At 73.1% G+C, this 15,134-nt stretch carries 13 protein-coding genes; 10 read left to right on the forward strand and 3 right to left on the reverse strand.

Features of this window, described 5'->3' with window-relative positions; all coding sequences use genetic code 11:
- The first annotated feature begins 17 nt into the window (after positions 1–17).
- Together NQZ70_RS19710 and NQZ70_RS19715 are read left to right on the forward strand one after the other, a co-directional pair.
- On the forward strand, positions 18–893 hold the full coding sequence (locus tag NQZ70_RS19710; protein WP_129575589.1) for a DUF3540 domain-containing protein: 876 nt from the start codon (positions 18–20) through the stop codon (positions 891–893).
- Between the two features lie 14 nt (positions 894–907).
- Complete coding sequence (locus NQZ70_RS19715) at positions 908–1,321, forward strand: PAAR-like domain-containing protein (RefSeq protein ID WP_061624628.1); 414 nt, start codon at positions 908–910, stop codon at positions 1,319–1,321.
- Between the two features lie 75 nt (positions 1,322–1,396).
- On the opposite strand, the gene NQZ70_RS19720 is transcribed toward NQZ70_RS19715, so the two are convergent.
- Both NQZ70_RS19720 and NQZ70_RS19725 read right to left on the reverse strand, forming a co-directional pair.
- Positions 1,397–2,374 (reverse strand): hypothetical protein, encoded by a 978-nt coding sequence (locus NQZ70_RS19720; protein ID WP_129575590.1) that lies wholly within the window; start codon positions 2,372–2,374, stop codon positions 1,397–1,399.
- 248 nt (positions 2,375–2,622) lie between these two features.
- Positions 2,623–3,675: an RluA family pseudouridine synthase gene (locus NQZ70_RS19725; RefSeq protein ID WP_129575591.1), complete on the reverse strand. Its 1,053-nt coding sequence runs from the start codon at positions 3,673–3,675 to the stop codon at positions 2,623–2,625.
- Between the two features lie 224 nt (positions 3,676–3,899).
- On the opposite strand from NQZ70_RS19725, the gene NQZ70_RS19730 reads away from it, so the two are divergent.
- Both NQZ70_RS19730 and NQZ70_RS19735 read left to right on the forward strand, forming a co-directional pair.
- A complete protein-coding gene (locus tag NQZ70_RS19730; RefSeq protein ID WP_207217895.1) occupies positions 3,900–5,444 on the forward strand; it encodes an AAA family ATPase in 1,545 nt (514 codons plus the stop codon).
- Positions 5,441–6,979: a hypothetical protein gene (locus NQZ70_RS19735; RefSeq protein WP_165374056.1), complete on the forward strand. Its 1,539-nt coding sequence runs from the start codon at positions 5,441–5,443 to the stop codon at positions 6,977–6,979. The genes NQZ70_RS19730 and NQZ70_RS19735 overlap by 4 nt, the downstream gene beginning before the upstream one ends.
- A gap of 21 nt (positions 6,980–7,000) precedes the next feature.
- On the opposite strand, the gene NQZ70_RS19740 is transcribed toward NQZ70_RS19735, so the two are convergent.
- A complete protein-coding gene (locus tag NQZ70_RS19740; RefSeq protein WP_237245449.1) occupies positions 7,001–8,188 on the reverse strand; it encodes a VWA domain-containing protein in 1,188 nt (395 codons plus the stop codon).
- Positions 8,189–8,749: 561 nt separating this feature from the next.
- Here NQZ70_RS19740 and NQZ70_RS19745 point away from each other — a divergent pair.
- From NQZ70_RS19745 to NQZ70_RS19770, 6 genes are all read left to right on the forward strand, one after another.
- On the forward strand, positions 8,750–9,628 hold the full coding sequence (locus NQZ70_RS19745; RefSeq protein ID WP_129575592.1) for a hypothetical protein: 879 nt from the start codon (positions 8,750–8,752) through the stop codon (positions 9,626–9,628).
- Between the two features lie 278 nt (positions 9,629–9,906).
- Positions 9,907–10,101 carry a helix-turn-helix domain-containing protein gene (locus NQZ70_RS19750; protein ID WP_129575593.1) on the forward strand — a complete coding sequence of 65 codons (195 nt, stop codon included), beginning with the start codon at positions 9,907–9,909 and terminating at the stop codon, positions 10,099–10,101.
- A gap of 43 nt (positions 10,102–10,144) precedes the next feature.
- Positions 10,145–11,884: an ATP-binding protein gene (locus tag NQZ70_RS19755; protein WP_129575594.1), complete on the forward strand. Its 1,740-nt coding sequence runs from the start codon at positions 10,145–10,147 to the stop codon at positions 11,882–11,884.
- Positions 11,885–12,018: 134 nt separating this feature from the next.
- Complete coding sequence (glgA, locus tag NQZ70_RS19760; protein ID WP_129575595.1) at positions 12,019–13,473, forward strand: glycogen synthase GlgA; 1,455 nt, start codon at positions 12,019–12,021, stop codon at positions 13,471–13,473.
- A gap of 205 nt (positions 13,474–13,678) precedes the next feature.
- Complete coding sequence (locus NQZ70_RS19765) at positions 13,679–14,665, forward strand: hypothetical protein (protein ID WP_129575596.1); 987 nt, start codon at positions 13,679–13,681, stop codon at positions 14,663–14,665.
- Entirely contained in the window at positions 14,658–15,128 is a 471-nt protein-coding gene (locus NQZ70_RS19770) for a FixH family protein (protein ID WP_129575597.1), read from the forward strand. Before NQZ70_RS19765 ends, NQZ70_RS19770 begins: the two co-directional genes overlap by 8 nt.
- Positions 15,129–15,134 lie beyond the last annotated feature (6 nt).

Consider the following 15,134-nt stretch of genomic DNA (forward strand, 5'->3'; position numbering starts at 1 on the left):
CCCGAGGCGGAGGGACGATGTCGAAGCTTTCCTTGTCCAGCGTGAGCCCGAAGGAAGCGACCGCGAGCTACGTGAGGCGCGCCGCCGTGGTCGAGGTCGCGAGCGAGCAGCGATGCGTCGTGCGCATCGAGCACGACGGCCGCGCCCTTGAGCTGAGCGCGGTGATGGCGATCTCCCCGCTGCCCCGGATCGAGGTGGGCCGTCACGTGCTGGTGACCGGAGAGGACCTCGAGCGCTGCTACGTCATCGGCGTGCTCGGCGACGAGGCGGCCCCTGCCTCGGAGCGGCGGCTCACCACGCGGTCCGGCGCCTCGGCGGCCGTGTCCACCGACGGCGAGCGCGAGCGCATCGAGGTGCGCGACCCGGCCGGGCGCCTGGTCTTCGAGTATCGCCCCGATCTCGGCCGCGGCCTGCTCTCCGTGCCCGCGGGCGATCTCGCGCTCGCCGCGCCGCAGGGGAACATCGATCTCGTCGCCGGGGGCGCGATCCGGTGCCGCGGCGCGGGCGGGGTGACGCTCGAGGCCGGCGACGGGGACGCGAGCGCGCGGCCGTCGCTCGCGCTGGGGCAGACCGAGGCGCGCCTCGGCGCCCGCGCGGTGAAGCTCGTCGGCGAGCGGGCCGAGGTGCTCTTCGCCGAGGCGAGCTATCGAGGCGTCCAGCTCTCGGCGGCGGTCGAGCAGGTCAAGGTGGTGGCGGACCGGATGGAGACGCTCGCGACCCACGTCTTCGAGCGGCTCAAGCGCTCCTTCCGCCGCGTCGAGGACCTCGACGAGCTCCTGGCCGGGCGCGTGCGCACGCGCGCCTCCGGGGCCTATTCGGTCAAGGGGGGTCACGCCTCGATCGAGGCCGAGGACGACGTGAAGATCGACGGCAAGCGCATCCACCTCGGGTGAGCGGAGGAGGGCCGATGTTTCCCATCGCGACGAGGCAGGGAGGGACCTGCGAGGCCTTCCCGGACACGTGCAAGACCCCGGCGCCGCCGGCCCCGCCCGTGCCGGTGCCCTACCCGAACACCGCGCAGCTCGTGCAGGCCAACCCGGGGACCTGCGCGAAGAAGGTGAAGGTGTTGAACCAGCCGGTGATCACCAAGCAGACGGTGATCCCGATGAGCGCCGGCGACGAGGCCGGGGCGGCGGGCGGCGTGGTCTCCGGCACGATCAAGGGCCCCGTGCAGTTCAAGCAGGGGTCGGCCAAGGTCAAGGTGGAGGGGCAGCCGGTCGTCTTCCAGACGTGCATGACCGCGCACAACGGCACGAACGCCAACATGCCCGCGGGCGTGCATTCGTCTCCATCGCAGACCAAGGTGTCTGTCGCGATGTAGGCCGCGGCTCCGGAGGAGGGGCTGCCGAGCTGCCCGCCCCGGGTGCTTACGGTGGTGCGTGGATGAGAGAGGTGTTCAGTCCGCGGCGAGGCGCTCGGGGGCGTAGTCGCGCGAGTCGTCGCCGGAGACCTCCTGGGCGATCGCGCGGAGCTGCTCGTAGCGCTCGCGCAGCAGCGACCACAGCCGATCGCGGATGTCGCGCGAGTCGACGCGCTCCGGCGCGCGGGTGTTGCTGAGCAGCCACTTCGCGGTGCCGTTGATCCGGGTCACCTCCTCCCGGGTGAGGGAGATCCGGCCTTGCACGTGGTTCCACCGGTCCAGGATGAGGTTGGTGATGGTGGCCGCCGCGCTCGCGGGATCGCCGGCGACGAGCGCGCGCCGGACGATGCCGTAGGTCTCCGGGACGATGCCGCGCGGGAAGCAGGCCTCGGCCGCGGCGAGCGTCGGGCGCAGCGCCTCGTAGAGCTGGTCGAGCCGCTCCGTCACCTCGGCCGGCGGCGCGCTCTCGGGCTGCATCCGCGCCACCGCGTAGTCGAGCGCCATCGCGAGCTCCGGCAGGCTGCGGATCGCGTCGAAGCGAGACTTCGGCAGCCGGCGCCGGTGGCGCGCCGGATCGCGCGTCACGGACTGCACGGCGCGCCGGACGATCGCGAGCACCCCGCCCGCGTCCCCGCGGAAGGCCTGCACGTTGGCCGCAGGGAGGTCGCTCGCCGGCATCGCGTACCGCTCGTAGCGCTCCCGATCCAGGCTCTCGTCGCCCCTTGAGCGCGGCTCGACGGAGAGCGGCTCGACGTTGGCGGACGAGGCCGGCTCCGCCCGCTCCGAGCCCGGCTGCTCCGCGCCCGCCTGCTGCGGCCGGTCCGTGGCGGGGCGCTCGCCCTCCGCGCGGGGGCGCTCCCCCGGAGGGGGCGCCCCGGCGGCCTGCAGTGTCTCTTCCGGACCGGTCTCGATCGGACCGGACGCCGTGCTCTGGGCGGTGCTGTCGGCCTCGAGCGGTGTGGACCGAAGCGCTGGATCCCGCAGCGCCTCGAGGTCGTCTCGCGCACGCGTCATCCGGGCCATCGTACGTAAGTCGGCACGACGGCACAAGATCCGCGGCCGCTCGCTCGCCGCGATCGTCCTCCGCCCCGCGCGTGGAGGCGCCGATCCTGCGCGGCGGCGCCGACCACCCTGCGCGGCGGCGTCGACCCCGCGCGGCGGCGTCGACCCGGCGTCACGGCGTCGACCTCGCACGCAGGGCGTCGACCTCGCACGCGGGGCGTCGCCCGTCCCGGGAGGCGGCCCTCATCGGCGGGCGCGGATCACGCGTCGAGCGCGTCCCAGAAGGTGCGCAGATCGTCCGTGAGCGGCGCCTCGATGCGCACGCGTTCGCCGGTCGCCGGGTGCGTGAGCTCCAGGAGCGCGGCGTGGAGGGCGTGGCGGTCGAGCTCGAGCGCGCGGCGGTCGTCGTCGGTGAGCTCGCCGTCGGCGCCGCGCGCGAACAGCCCCTCGTCCGGCCCGTAGAGCTTGTCGCCCACGAGCGGCAGGCCGCTCGACGCGAGGTGGACCCGGATCTGGTGCTGCCGGCCGGTCTCGAGCGTGCACTGGATCATGGAGTAGCGCCGGCCGGTGAGCGGATCGGCGCGGCGGCCCAGCACCTCGCACGCGGTGGCCGACGCGAGGCCGCGGCCCGGCCGCGCGACGCGCATCTTCACCTTGTAGCGGCTCTCGGTGTCGAGCTCGAGCGGCAGCTCGACCCGGAAATCGTCGCGCTCGGGCCAGCCCCAGGCGATCGCCACGTAGCGCTTGAGGACGCCGGTGCGCTCCTCGAACTGCGCCTTCACCGTCCGATCGGCCTCGGGCGTGCGGCAGAGGAGGAGCACGCCGCTCGTCTCGCGATCGAGCCGGTGCGCCAGGAACAGCCGCTCTCCGGGGCGCGCGGCCTCCATCATCTTGATGACGGTGCTCTTGTGGTAGCGCGCCGTGGGGTGCACGGGCAGGCTCGGCGGCTTGTTCACCGCGAGCAGCGCGTCGTCCTCGTGGAGCACCGGGATCGCCGTGTCGGGCGCCTGCTCGTCCCACGGCGCGCGCCAGAGGAGGATGCACTGCTCCGGCCGCACGCGATCGCTGCCGCGCAGGCGCCGCGCCTCGGGCGAGTAGGCGCCGCGGGCGACGATCTCGGCGGCGCGCGTGCGGCTCGTCCGCTTGAGCTGCGACTGCACGAACCGGTCGAGCCGCATGCCCGCCGACTCGGGCGGCACGCGGAGCACGGTGACGACCGACCCTTCCGGCACCTCCTCCGGCCGCACCACCTCGGTGCCGCGGCCGAAGGGGCCGCTCGTGCCGGCGAGCTCGCGCGCGCTGATCCTGGTCATGGGTCGAGTGCCCCTCGCCTTTAGCAAAAGCGCCGGCCGGGGGCGCGGAAAATCCCCGCCCGCCCGCGGCCCCGCGACGCGCCGCGCCCGCCCCGCGGAGCGCGCGCGACAGGCTCGCGCGCCGCGGCCTCCGTCGGCGGCCGATCGTCCGGCACGGCGCCGCCGTCGCAAAGGTGCCATCGGGGCACGGCCGCGAGAAATCCTCTACCGTTCGAGGAGCGACGGTGAGCGCCACGCAGACCTCGGACCCCGCGGGCGAGACAACGGGCGCGCCGGCGCTCCGCGAGCGCCTCCGCGCGCTCCACCGCCGCATGTGCGAAGGGCTGATCGAGCGGGACGAGCCGGCGCGGGTGCTCTTGCTCGCGGCGCTCGCCGGCGAGCACGTGCTCCTCCTCGGGCCGCCGGGGACCGCGAAGAGCGAGCTCGCGCGCCGGCTGCGCGGCTGCATCGCGGAGGGGATCTACTTCGAGCGCCTGCTGACGCGGTTCTCCGTGCCCGAGGAGCTCTTCGGACCGCTCTCGATCAAGGCCCTCGAGCAGGACGAGTACGTCCGCCTGACCGAAGGGTACCTGCCCGCCGCGTCGGTCGCCTTCCTCGACGAGATCTTCAACGCCAACAGCGCGATCCTCAACGCGCTCCTCACGCTGCTCAACGAGCGGGAGTTCGACAACGGCGCGCGGCGCGTCGCGACGCCGCTCGTGAGCGTGGTCGCGGCGACGAACCACGTCCCCGACGCCCCCGAGCTCGCGGCGCTCCACGACCGGTTCCTCTTTCGCTGCCACGTGACCCCCGTCTCCGCGGACGGCTTCCTCGGCCTCCTGGACGTCCCGCCGAGCCCGCGCCCCGCGGACGCCCGCGCGCCGCGGCTCACGCTGGCCGAGATGGACGAGATCCGCCGGCGCGCCGCGGGCGTCTCGCTCTCGCCGAGCGCGCGGTCGCTGCTCGCCTCGATGCGCGCGCTGCTCGCCGAGAAGGGGCTCTACGTCTCCGACCGGCGCTGGCGGAGGATCGCCAACGTCCTCCGCGTCGCCGCGCTCTGCGACGACCGGCGCGTGGTCACGCTGGCGGACGGCCCGCTCATGCTCCACGGCCTCTGGGACCGCCCGGAGCACATCGAGGTCGTCGAGGGGGCCCTCGCGGCGACCCTCGACGCCGCGCTCGTCGACGAGCCGCGGCGCCACGAGGCGATGGTCGAGGCCTTCGAGGCGGAGATCGACAGGGAGCTCCGCTGCGTCGAGCACGCGTGCGACGACGAGGGGCGGCCGCTCTACCTCGACGAGGCGGGCGAGCGCGTCACCGAGCCCTACCACCGGCGCCCGGTGACGAACGCGGACGGCGTGCTGCTCTTCGAGGCGCCCCCGGACATGGCCTCTCCCAGGCGCCGCTTCACCATGGGCGAGCTGTGGGAGGAGCACTTCCAGAACAAGGTCAACGGCTGGGAGCGGCTCGAGGCCTGGGTGAAGACCCCGCTGCACCAGGCCTTCGCCAGGGAGCTCCGGGCGCCGGTGACGGCCCCGGCGCGCTACCCGGCCGAGCACGTCGCCGCGCGTCGCCGGCAGCTCGAGGAGCTGCTCGGCGACGTCGACGGCTTCCTGAGCGGGATCTCCGCGGCCCACGGCGGCGTGGGCCCGTCGCTCTGGGTCTCCGAGGCGCGCCACGGCGCCGTCGCGCGCCGGCTCGGAGCGTCGGAGCGGTCGCTGTCGGCGCTGCGAGCGCGCCTGCGCTCCCTCGTCGATCGTCTCGCCGAGCTCCCGGTCAAGGGCGCATGACCACCGGGGAGGCGCTCGAGGTCCGCTACGCCTGGCTGGACGGCCTGCCGGAGCCGCTCTTCCGGCGGACCGTCACGCACACGCACGGGCGCATCGCGCCGCGGGGCGCGGCGATCCTCGCCCTGCGGGACGCGCTGCTGTCGGGGCGGGTGCCCCCGGCCGACGCCGTCGCGTGGCCCGAGGAGGACGACCTCCGCCGCGCGCTCTTCGACGCGCTCGCCGCGGCGAACGTGGGGCCCTATTGCGACGGGGATCCCCGGACCACCGACGAGGTGCTGGCCTTCGTCCTCGACGTCGTCGGCGACGCCGAGGAGCTCCACGATCGCGCCCTCATCGCCTTTCACTCCCTCGCGCGCGAGCGCGACGCCGAGCGGGCGCGCCGCGGGTCGGGCGCGTGCGGTCCGGGCGCCGGGGACGGCGGGGGCGGGGGCCGCGTGGCGGGCGTCTCGCTCGACGAGCGGCAATGGGAGGAGGCGCGGCGCGACGCCATGCGCCTGCTCTGCGAGCTCGTGGCGTCCCGCACCGAGGTCCGGTGGTCGGAGCTCGTGACGGTCTGCGCCGAGCTCGAGCGCGCCTTCCGGCAGCTCGCCGAGGCGCTCGACCTCCCGCCCGGGAGCTGCCGCGGCATGCTGCGCGCGCTGCCGCGCGGGGATCTCCTCGAGATGCGGCGGCTCCTCTGGTACGCCCCGGCGCTCGAGGAGCTCGTGCGCACGCTCGGGCGCATGCGCGCGGCGGCGGATTCCTCGGCGGGGTCCTCGCTGGAGCAGGTGGGCGAGATCGTGGCGCGGCCGAGGGAGGTGTCGCGCGAGGTGCAAGGCGACCGGGGGCCGGAGATCCGGGGGATCGAGCGATCGAGCGAGGTGTCGCGCATGCTCGCGAGCGAGGCGGCGCTCCTCGCGCGCCCGGCGCTGCGGCGGCTCTGGCGCGCGCGGTGGGCGGAGCGGGCGCTGCTCACGTACCGGGCGCGGGGCGTGTTCACGCAGCGCATCCAGGAGGTGCAGGCGTTCGAGGACGGGCAGGCCCACGAGGAGCGCCGCGCGGAGCGAGGGCCCGTGCTCGTCGTGCTCGACACGTCCGGCTCGATGGCGCGCTTGGAGGACGTCGCGAAGGCCGTCGTCCTGCAGATCGCGGGCGCGTGCTTCGTGCAGCAGCGCGCCTGCTACCTCTACATCTTCAGCGGCCCGGGGGATCTGGCCGAGCATGAGCTGTCGTTCGACGGCGACGGCCTCGCCGGGCTGCTCGCGTTCCTGAGCCTGTCGTTCCGCGGCGGCACCGACATCGACGAGGCCCTGCGGCGCGCCTGCGGGCGGATCGGGGCCGGCCCTTACCGGCAAGCGGACATCGCGGTGATCAGCGACGGCTGCTTCTGCCTGGGCGACCCCGTGCAGCGGGACATCCGGCGCGTCCGGTCGACGAGCGCGGCGCGGATCCACGGGATCCGCGTCGGCGCCGGCGAGGGCTTCGACGCGATCGGGTGCGACTCGCTGCACGAGGTGTCGATGTGGCTCGGGGGCCTCCTCGGGTCCTCGTCCTGAGCGGCGCGCCCGGGCGGCCGCTCAGAGGGGGTCGATGATCTCGCAGGGGAAGTTGAACGAGATGCCCTGCGTCGCGGCCTTGAGCTTCTCGCAGGCGTCGCCGACGAGGGTGAGCTGGGTGGGGCTCTCCATGGTCCAGCCGTTCTGCGCGTCGTAGGGCACGGGCACGCCGTCGATGAGCACCTGGCCTTCCGACGCGTGATCGAGATCGACCGCGATGGAGCCCTGGAGGTCGAACGTGCAGCTCTTCGCGCCGGAGATGGCCGCGTTGAGCTCGTTCTCCAGGGCGTTCGCGTTGGTGGGATCCGGCGTGTAGTACATCGCGGTGCCGCCCACGTCGGCGTAGGTGCCGGCGCCGGTGAAGCAGGCTTGGTTCGTGTTCTGCGGCCGCCGGACCGGCTGGCCGGCGCCGGCGTTCGCGAGGTCCTGGAGGTGCTCGGCGAACGCGCCGTCGCCGAGGCCGAAGACGAACGTCCCGATGCCCTGCCTGTACGCCGACTGGACCGCGCCTACGACGTCGTCGCGCGCGCACACGGACGGCCCGTCGTCGCAGCGATCGGGCTCGCCGTCGGTGACGAAGAGGATGTACTTGGGGCCGGGCTCGGCGAAGGCGAGGAGATCGGGGATGATCGTCTCGTTGAACGTCATGCCGGTCGGCGTCTCGAGCTTCTGGCCCGGCCGCATGGAGGCCGCCTCGTACGCGGCCGCGATGTCGGCGTGGCTGTTGAGGGCGATGACGTCGGTCCCGGCGAGCAGCGGGCACTGATCCGGGGCGATCCCGGTGAAGGTGAGGAACCCGAAGCGCACCTTCGCCTGCAGGCTCTCGACCACGTTGAGCACGGCCGTCTTCAGCGGCTCCCAGAAGCCGCTGTCGTACATGCTGCCGGAGCGATCGACGACGATCATGACGGTCGGCGTCTGCGGCTCGAAGGCGATGTCGAGCTGCTGGCAGCTGCCGCCGGCGCCGCCGTTCCCGCTGGTGGCGAGCAGGCCGCCGCCGCTGCCGACGAAGATCGGCTCCTCGCCGCCGCCGCTGGTCGCGCCGCCGCTGCTGGTCGCGCCGCCGCCGCTGCCGCTGATGCCGCTGGAAGCGCCGGAGCCCTGGGAGGAGGAATCGCCGTCGTTCGTGCCGCTACAGCTCAAGGCGATGCCGGCGGCGACGAGGGCGAGGGACCAAGAGAGCCTGGGAAAGATAAGTGTGCTGCTCACGAGATAAAGATACACAGGCCGGGGCGGCGTGTCTCCGCCGTGCACGGGCCCGGCGGTGGGCTCGGCGCGATCCGGCGGCGGATGCGCGCGGGCGGGAGGTCGCTCGACGCGGCGCATGCAGCGCCGCCCCTGCGGCGACATCCGGACGCCGGCCAGCGCGCAGCGCTGCCTTCATGGCTGCGTCCGGGCGTCGGCCGTCGCGCAGGAGCGCGTCCGCGGGGGCACCTGGAAGCAACGCAACATGCAGCAGGGTCTGCGCGGGTCGAGTTTAAAGTAAAAAATCATACAAAAGTGCCTGCGAAACTGCACCTGGAAGTAAGCCATCATTCAGAAATGTGTACGGGAGGAACTCCTGGATGCAGTTCAGCTTACAAAATTGTGTACGGCGGCGCTCCGATGCGTGCCGGCGCAGGGGCGGGTGGATGCGGAGCGTGTCCGGCCGCCGCGGCGGGAGTGTGCGGAGCGTGTCCGGCCGCCGCGGCAGGTGGGTGCGGAGAGCCGAGTGTCCGATTCGTGCCGGGAATCTGGTGCCGTGAGCGACCCTGGTTAGCTTCGGCGACCATGGCGAAACCTACAAACCGACCTGACAAGGCCCCGCCGGCGCATGCCGCGGGAGAGGAACGGGCGCGGAGCTACCAGGCGCTCTACAAGCACTACCAGCCGATCGGCGCGGAGCTCCGCGCCGAGGAGGTGCAGGTCTGTCGCGCGGATCCGCGCCTCGTGCTCGTGAACGTGAAGCGGGGCGTCGCTGCGGTGCTCGGCACGAAGGAGCAGGCGCAGGCCGTGCGCGAGCACCTGCCGAAGGTCCCGGTGACGCAGGCGCAGGAGCTGCCGGACATGGCCCGCGCGCTGCTGTTCGCCTCGCGCGAGGCGCTGCCCCGGGTCGCGAGCCCGAAGGAGATCGAGAAGGCGCTCGCGGAGATCAGCGGGCCGCGCGAGGAGCTGCTCACCCAGGCGGAGATCTTCGCCCGGCGGGGGCTCCTGGACCGGGAGCGGGTCGCGCAGATCCGGGCCGGCTCCGGCAAGTACGACGCGGCCCGGGACGGGATGGAGCTCGCGGCGCTGTTCGCCGCGCACGCGGAGGCGCTGAAGGGGCTGCACCCGTTCACGCGGGAGGAGATCGCGGAGCTCGGGCGAACGAGCGAGTGGCTGCTCGAGAACCTGACCCCGACCGGAGCGCGGGCGGAGGCGAAGAAGCGGGAGAAGGGCCCGGCGGAGGACGCGCGAGACCGGCTGTGGACGCTGATCGTGCAGCGGTACGCGCATGTCCGGAAGATCGGGTACTACTTCCACGGCGACGACTTCGAGCAGCTCACGCCGCGGCTCCTGTCGCGGGCGCATGCGGCGAAGGCGGGCGCGGAGGCGGAGGAGGCGCTCGACGAGGAGGCGGAGGCGGGCGAGGGCGGCTCTGCCGATGCGGGGGGCGAGGGGGTGGCGTGACGCCCTGATGCTCGCTGCGGCTTCGTTCCTCATGGGTCGCGGGAGGTTCGGCTGAGCCTCCCGTGACCGAGTCGCCTGAGCATCTACTGCTCTGGCCCACGTCTTGGCCGCACCGACTTCTTCCGGTGCAAGCGCCAGCGGCCGGGACTACGATGGCCCGCCGCAAATCGAGGCGCGCTCATGCTCGGCCCGCACGCTCCACATTCTTTCGCGACCTTCCCGGAACCCCTCGCCGTCGCGGAAACCGTCGGGATTGACGCTGCGAAGGAGCGGCTGGCGTGACACGTGCCCCCTTCGAGGTCGGGCCGTTCCTCGGCCAGGACGAAGGGCAGCACTTCGACCGGAAGTCGCTCTTCGAAGGCCCGGAGGGGCAGAAGCGCCCTCGCGACCGGCGGAGCGCCCGCGACCAGGTGGCCGAGTACGTCGCCGCCTTCGCCAACGCGGAGGGAGGCGTCCTCGTCTCTCGGCCTTGAGGACGATGGAACCGCGACCGGCCACCGCTACCCGGCGGACGCAGTGCGCGCGATCCTCGACACGCCGCGAGCGCGCCTGCGCCCGCCTCAGCCCGAAGGCTTCCTCGTCGACCACGCGGGGGTCGAGCTCCTGGTCTTTGACGTACCCATCTCCGACGTCCCGGTGCAGGTCGACGGCGATGGGTTCCCACTGCGCATCGGCGACAAGACGGTGCAGGCCAGCGAGTCGCAGATCCAGAGCCTGAAGTTTCGCGGGCTCGTCGAGAGCTGGGAGTCTCGTCCGTCGCGCATGACGCTGGCCGATCTCGATCCCGCGCTGCTCGCGCGCGCAAAGACCGGCAGCGGCCTGGGAACCATCTCCGACGAGGAGTACCTCCTCAAGCGCAAGCTCGCCGATCGCCGGGGCCGCGACATCGCGCTGCGCCGCGGGGCAGAGCTGCTCTTCGCGATCGACGGGCCGGATCATCCGAACGCCGGCGTGCGGCTCTTCCGGGTGGTCGGTACCGAGCGGCGGCTCGGCGCCGAGCACAACGTCGAGGAGCGCCCCCGGATTGAAGGGACCCTCGGCCAGGTTCTGCCGGCGGTCTTCGCGGCGATCGATGGGCTCGTCCGGCGGCCCTCACGCCTCGTCGGAAACCGCTTCCGGGCGGTGCCGGAGTACCCGGAGTTCTCCTGGAAGGAAGCGATCCTCAACGCGGTCGCTCACCGGGACTACACCACGGAGGGGCGTACCACCGAGGTCTGGTTCTTCGACGACCGGCTCGAGGTGACCAACCCGGGCGGGCTCGTTCCCGATATCGCTCTCGAGGATCTCCTCAGTCTGCGGCGCGTCCACGTGAGCAGGAACCCGCGCACCGTGCGCGCGCTGGTCGACCTCGGCTTCATGCGCGACCAGGGCGAGGGGATCCCGCGCATCTTCGCGGAGATGGAGGGGCTGTTCCTGCCAGCGCCCGTGCTGGAGGCGTCGCCGCGAGAGTTCCGGATCACGCTCCGCAACACGCCGACGCTGACGGCGGAGGATCGGACCTTCGTCGCCTCGCTCGGCGACGCGGAGCTGACGGATCTCGACTTCCGTGCGCTGCTCGAAGCGCACAGGCATGGGCGGATCGACAACGCCCGCATGCGGCAGATCTCAGGACTGGACACGTTGGGGGCGAGCCAGCTGCTCCGGAAACTTCGCGATCGCGGTCTCCTGAGGCTGCATGCGGCAGGTGCGGCGAGCTTCTACGAGCTGCGCCCTCGCGAGCAGGGAACCGAAGCAGCTAGATCCGGCGACCGGGACGACACGGACGTTTCCTCGCGGTCTGCTGACGAGCAACGGTTACACGCTCAGGATGAGTGTGCTCGGGATCGACCGGGGCTGGAGGCGGATCGACCGGGGCTGGAGGCGGATCGACCGGGGCTGGAGGCGGATCGACCGGGGCTGGAGGCGGATCGACCGGGGCTGGAGGCGGATCGACCGGGGCTGGAGGCGGATCGACCGGACCTTCCGGACGACCTGAGCGCCATGCTCGAGGCGCTCGGGGAGCGACCGCGGCAGGGACCGCTCCGGGCAGCGATCGAGCGACTGTGTGCCTGGCGGGCGCTACGTCCAGCGGAGCTCGGAGCGCTGCTCGGAATGCGGCCAGACAATCTCACCAAGCGCCATTTATCAGCCATGGTGAACGAGGGGCGATTGCTGCGCACGCACCCCGAGAGCTTCAGCCATCCCGAGCAGGCGTACCGCGCCCGCCAGGGCATCCGGGCATCTCCCAGCGAGAGCGATGACGACGACGCTCAGTAAGCACCGGCGCGCGAACTCCCGCTGACGCGCAGCGGGCCAGCCGCCGCAGGGGCCGGAACGTCTCCCGGCCCCCGCCCCCGGTGTGCGGAAGCCGCCCCGTGCGCCCCCCGGTTCGTGCTACACACGGCGCCCGCATGGACATCCTCTTCGCTGCTTCCGAGATCGCGCCCATCGTCAAGGTCGGCGGGCTGGCTGACGTCGTGTCGTCGCTCTCGAAGGCGCTCCGGTTGCTCGGCCACAAGGTGACGATCGCGCTGCCCCGCTACCAGGCCCTCGATTCGAGCGGGCTGATGATGGCGCGCCGCCTCACCCCGATGCCGCTCGAGGTCGACCCGAAGGTGTCGCCGGGCGGGCCGATCCAGGTGACGCTCTTCGACGGGCGGCTCAGCACGGGCGTGGAGCTCATCGTCCTCGACCTGCCTGGCTTCCACGATCGGCCCGGCATCTACGGCGAGGATGGGCGCGACTACGAGGACAACGCGCGCCGGTTCTCCCTGTTCTCCCGCGCCGTCGTCGAGCTCGTCCGCCAGCGCGCCAGGTCCGGCTCGCCGTTCGACATCGTCCACGCCCACGACTGGCCCACCGCCATGGTGCCGTACCTGCTCCGCCATCAGCACTCCGTGCCCGGCCGGACCGTGCTCACCCTCCACAACGTGGCCCACCAGGGCCTCTTCCCCAAGGACGTGCTCGGGGCCCTCGGCCTCGACGAGGACCACTTCCGGCCGGACCGGCTCGAGTTCTACGGCCAGGTCAACTTCCTGAAGGGCGGCATCCTCGCCGCAGACGCGCTCACCACCGTCTCCACCACCTACGCGAACGAGATCCTCACGCCCAAGCAAGGCGAGCGGCTCGACGGCGTGCTCCGCACCCGGACGAACCAGCTGACCGGCATCGTCAACGGCATCGACTACGCCGTCTGGAACCCGATGACCGACCCGGCCATCATCGCGCGCTACGACGCCGAGGACGTGAGCAACAAGGGCCGCTGCAAGAGCGCGCTCCTCCAGGAGATCGGGCTCGAGATCCGGCCGGATCGGCCGCTGCTCGTGTCCGTCGGCAGGGTGGTCGCGCAGAAGGGCAGCGACCTGCTCGCGAGCGCCCTGCCGAAGATCCTGAAGGGCGACGTCAGCGTCGTCGTGGCCGGCGAGGGCGACCCCGAGCTCATGGAGAAGCTCGCCGCCGCCGCGGCCAAGGCGCCCGAGCGCGCGAAGTTCCTCGGCGGCGTGAGCGAGGCCGTCGTGCACCGGCTCATGGCCGCGGCCGACCTCGCGGTCGTGCCGTCGCGCTTCGAGCCGTGCGGCCTCGTGCAGCTGTACGCGCAGCGCTACGGCGCCGCGCCGGTGGCGTGCCGGACCGGAGGCCTCGTCGACACGATCGTCGACCTCGACGCGTCCCTGGAGACCGGCACGGGGTTCCTGTTCGACAAGCCGACCGCCACGTCGCTCGTCGGCGGCGTGCAGCGAGCCCTCGCGGCCCTGACGTCGCCCCGCTGGCCCGCGGTCCAGCGCCGTATCATGCGCCTCGAGCTCGGCTGGGACCGGCCCGCGCGCCGCTACGTCCAGGTCTACCGGCAGACGCTCGCCAGCTGATCCTCCCGCGCCGGAGCGGGCGCACGCGCCGGAGCGCCTGCGCCGGAGCGCCCGCGGCGGGGCGCCCGCGCCGGAGGGCGCGCGGGGAGCGGAGCGCGCGGCGCCGGAGGGCGCAGGAAGAGGCGGCCCGAGCGCATTGCAGCGCCCCCCGCGCGACAACATGACGCATTGTCGCCGGGCATCCGCGTCGCCTATAGCAGCGGCCGTGCTGCCCAGAGCCGTCGCCGGCGCCGCGATCCTCCTCTCGCTCGCGTTGTCTCCGGGCACCGCGCGCGCGTCGGCCTGCTGCGGGACCGGCCACGGGATCGCCCAGTGGCTCGCGCCCTCGGAGCGCGCCGCGGCGAGCTTCTCGCTCCGGTTCACGGAGCAACTCGGGAGCTGGTCGCCGGCGCGGGACTTCACCACGAACGGCGAGGGCGTCTACCACCGCGAGCTGCGGGCCGACGTCGGGTGGACGGTGCGCGCCGGAGAGCGCCTCCAGCTCGGCATCTCCGTCCCGCTGCTGCGCACGTGGGCCGGGGCCGGCCCCGGCGACACGGCCGCGGGCGGCGGCTTCGGGGACATCAGCGCCTCGGGCCGGGTCGCGCTCGTCGACGGCGTCATGTCCCCGTGGCTCCCGTCCGCCGCGTTCACGCTCGGCGTGACGCTCCCGACCGGGCACGGCCAGAACGACGCGCTCGAGCCCGTCGGCGTCAGCGCGACCGGCGTGGGCACGGGCCGCGCCGGCGCGATCGGCCTCGGCGCGGCCAGCGCGGACACGACCGGCCTCGGTGTGGCCGAGTTCCGGCCGGGGATCCTCCTCGAGAAGTCCTGGGGCTCGTTCCAGGCGCTGTTCTCCTTCTCGACCAGCGTCCGCACGAGCTACTACGCCGCGAGGGACCGCGAGGTGCAAGCCGCGCCGCGCATGCAGTTCCTCGCCGCGGCGGGGCCCGTGTGGGCCTCCGGCACCTCGCTCAGCGTGGGCGGCGTCTACGAGCGCGAGGGGTACGCGCGCCAGGCCGGCCGCCCGGGCAAGGGCGGCGCGCACGAGCGGACCGCGCTGCTCGCCGTGCTGGCCCACGACGTCAGCGCGCGCTGGACCGCCGTCGGCAACCTCCAGGTGGACGTGCCGATCGCGGGGATCGGCCGCAGCGAGGGCGCCTCCGCCGCCCTGTCCGCAGGCCTCCGTTACGTGTGGGGGAGACATGATTGAACCGCGCGATCGGCCGTCGACGAGATCACCCCGGGAGCGCCGCGGGGCGTGGGCACGCCGCGCGGCGGTCGCGGCGGTCGCGGCGCTCGCCCTCCTCGCGCTCCAGGGCTGCGGCGCCGAGGGGTGGGAGCCGGATCCCGGGAAACGGCAGGGCTCCGGCATGAACGGGCGCATCGAGTTCTCGGTGGAGTCGACCGCGCCGCTCGCGGTCGGCACCAACACCTTCCACGTGCGGCTCACCTGGCTCGACTCGAGGAGCCCGGTGCAGCGGATCAAGCTCCGCGTCTACTCGACGATGCTCGGGATGCGGCACGAGTCCGTGCACGACGCCGTCGAGATCGAGCCGGGCCTGTACGAGGTGGCCAACGTCCCGTTCTCGATGACCGGCACCTACGACATGCAGTTCCGCGCCCTGGCCTCGTCCCTCGTCGACGAGGCGGAATTCTCGTTCGAGGTGTACTAAGTTTCC

Origin of the sequence: Sorangium sp. So ce836 (genome assembly GCF_028553905.1) — a bacterium.
Classification (GTDB): domain Bacteria; phylum Myxococcota_A; class Polyangia; order Polyangiales; family Polyangiaceae; genus Sorangium; species Sorangium cellulosum_D.